Below are 1167 nucleotides of genomic sequence, written 5' to 3'. Positions count from 1 at the left end.
CAGGGGTACGGGCCCGCGTCGCGTTGTCCCGCGTCTGCGTGTCTCAGCGCGTGTCGGGGACCAGATGGCCCGGACCGTGTGCCGGTTCGGCGCGCAGCTTCCGGTGCAGCTTCTCGTCCGCGGTGGTGAGCCGCTCCGGTCCGCTGTGGGGCGTGGGGACCCCGGTGACGTACGCCCCGGTGGGTGTCGGCTTCTCGTACGACGTCGGAGCGGTGGCCAGCGTGAAGATCGTCGCGCAGGTGAGCGCGGCGATGCAGACGAAGGTCGTCCTCGTCCAGAACTTGGTCCTGCGCTCGCTTCCGGTACGCGCGGAACGCGCAGCGGGAAGCTTGGCCGCCGGGTCGCCATCGAGCAGCGAACCGAGGCGTTCCCGCAGGTCCGGGTCGTCGCCGAGCTCCGGCAGCCGCTCCGAAATCGCGGCCCGCGCGTGCAGCAGGCGGTTGGCGGCGGCCGGGGTGGAGGCCTCCGTCTCGGCCGCCGTGTCCGCGACGCCGAGGCCGACACCGTCGCAGAGCAGCAGCGTGCGGCGGTAGACCGGGGGCAGCGCGAGGAGCGCGTCGAACAACGCGCGCCGCTCCGGGTCGGCGGGAGGCTTGTCTGGGTGGCGGGGAGTGCGGCGCAGCCGGTGCCAGGGCGACATCGCGTACTCGTACGCCGCCGCGCGCACCCAGCCCTCCGGGTCCCGGTCGGTCGCGACCTCCGGCCAGCGCTGCCAGGCGAGGTGGAAGGCGTGTGCGACGGACTCCTCGGCGAGCCGCCTGCGGCCGCTGAGCAGATACGTCTGGCGTACGAGGGAGGCGGCGGTCCGGGTGTAGAGCGCGTCGAAGGCGTCGGCGGGGGTACGGGCGCCGGGCCCGTCCGGGGGCTGCGGGCCGGCGGCCTCGCGCTGCGCCGGGTCCTGAGCCGGGTCCTGCGCCACGGCATGCGCCTCAAGGGCCTGGGGCTCCGAAGCCCCCGCGGCCCTGCGCGAAGGCCTCGACGGCTGGGCGGCAGCGGCGGCCATGACACGGGCCACCGCCTGGTGATGCGCGTGGCGTGCGGGGCCCGTCTCCGGCGGCTTGGCGGCGCGTTTGGCCGCGTTCCTGGGGCGGGTGTGCTGGGACACGGACTGGTGCGGGCGGGCGGGGGCCTTCGCCACGGCCGTGGCCTCGGCCTCGGCCTCGGCCT

The 1167-nt window shown here is 75.8% G+C and carries 1 protein-coding gene; it reads right to left on the bottom strand.

The genetic code is table 11. The annotated features are described in order from the left end of the window. Nucleotides 1-43 precede the first annotated feature (43 nt). Nucleotides 44-1167, bottom strand: a 1124-nt coding sequence (locus J0695_RS37925) for a sigma factor-like helix-turn-helix DNA-binding protein (protein WP_206969376.1), incomplete at its 5' end; no start/stop codon positions are given.

It is taken from the genome of Streptomyces beijiangensis (assembly GCF_017315755.1).
In the GTDB taxonomy this organism is placed as follows: domain Bacteria; phylum Actinomycetota; class Actinomycetes; order Streptomycetales; family Streptomycetaceae; genus Streptomyces; species Streptomyces beijiangensis.
Note: the sequence above shows the minus strand (reverse complement) of the source record. Positions and strands in the feature narration are given on the sequence as shown.